The organism is Nocardia farcinica (assembly GCF_029867845.1).
Classification (GTDB): Bacteria; Actinomycetota; Actinomycetes; order Mycobacteriales; family Mycobacteriaceae; genus Nocardia; species Nocardia farcinica_A.
Window position 1 is genome coordinate 1 of record NZ_JARWRU010000662.1, and the last position, 1337, is coordinate 1337.

A 1337-nucleotide genomic window follows, 5' to 3' on the forward strand; every position below is an offset into this window, starting at 1 on the left:
GCTGACCGTGCTCATGGTCGACGCCGTCGCCGAGCAGGACGCGCCCATCGATCAGCACGCCCCGGTGCGCGAGCGGATGGCCGCCATCGCCGACGGGGTGCGCGCGGAGATCCTGGCGCATCCGTGGTTGCTGGAGGTGCCGCCGTGGCGGCTGGTGCTCGGCCCGGGACGGATGCGGCGCTACGAGCGTCAGCTCGCCGCGATCGAGGGGATCGGACTGTCGGATGTGGAGATGGATCGGGTGGTCGCGGTGCTCACCGACTTCGCGGTCGGCAACGCCCGGCTCGCGGTGGCCCGGACGAGGGAGACCGGTGAGCTCAGCGACGCCCGGTGGTGGGAGCAGGTCGGTCCCGAACTCGAACGGGTGATGCCTGCCGCGGATTTCCCGCTGGCGGGCCGGGTCGGGGCCGCGGTCGGCGAACTGCACCAGGCGCCCGCCGATCCCGGCGGCGCCTACGCCTTCGGGCTGGCCAAACTCATCGACGGCATTCTGGCCGACCTGTAGCCGCAAAACGCCGGGACACGGCCGGCGCCCGAGGGGGCGCACGTGGGGGCGCAGACGCCGACAGCGGGCGACCGTGGGGCCGCCCGCTGCCGGGGAAGACGATCTTCTGTTGTCCGATGCTGTTGTGTCAGGACGTGAGAACGTCGGAACGGGAAATCATCGCGGTGCCGAGTTCAGAGCGCGGGCGCCGATTCCGTGTCGATGACGGCGTCGAGCTCACGCAGACGCTCCATGTGCTCGTTCGCGTGATGCTGGCAGAAGAGCAACTCTCCACCTGCCGGGAGAACTGCGCGCACACGGGCGGCAGCCCCGCAGCGGTCGCAACGATCGACCGCGGTCAGTGGGGTGCTAGTCAGGGTTCCTGGCATGACTCCTCCGTCCTGGCTCCCGGGCACTACAGTCCGTTCACCTGGTGTGGGGCTCGTGGTCACTCACCACGAGCTCGCTACCGCTACTTCCCAGCAGTGGTATGACTACTCTGTCAGACGTTCGCGCTCCGGGCTTTGTTCCCGGCGGGATTGCAGTGTGTTTTCTCTAACACGACCTGGGATTTCGCCCAGAGCGAACACATCGCGCCCCCGACCGAATCTCGTTCGATCACCCCGTGATTGACGTCTGTCCAGTTGGTCTGATTGGAGACTACCCGTGCACTACGACACTCACACTCTGGTTCACATCTGTAGTTCCGAGGAGTGGGCACGGGCACAGCAGGCGGGCGAGTACCGGCCGTCCTCGCTGGCCGAGGGGGGGGGGGGGGGCCAGTGAGCCCCCCCCCCCGCCCCCCCCCCCCCCCCCCCCCCAGGGGCCCGGGGGGGGGGGCGCGGGGACGCGC

General features: G+C 69.6%; 2 protein-coding genes. One reads left to right on the forward strand and one right to left on the reverse strand.

From position 1 onward, the window contains the following. A partial coding sequence (locus QH283_RS14630; protein ID WP_280503547.1) for a TetR/AcrR family transcriptional regulator C-terminal domain-containing protein occupies positions 1 to 505 on the forward strand: 505 nt, incomplete at its 5' end. 173 nt (positions 506 to 678) lie between these two features. Here QH283_RS14630 and QH283_RS14635 read toward each other — a convergent pair. Further along, positions 679 to 873, reverse strand: a complete 195-nt coding sequence (locus QH283_RS14635; protein WP_030521621.1) for a DUF7455 domain-containing protein — start codon at positions 871 to 873, stop codon at positions 679 to 681. Positions 874 to 1337 lie beyond the last annotated feature (464 nt).

Excerpts from the sequence above, each read along its gene's own strand:
- QH283_RS14635 (WP_030521621.1), bottom strand. The coding sequence starts at position 873 with ATGCCAGGAACCCTGACTAGCACCCCACTGACCGCGGTCGATCGTTGC.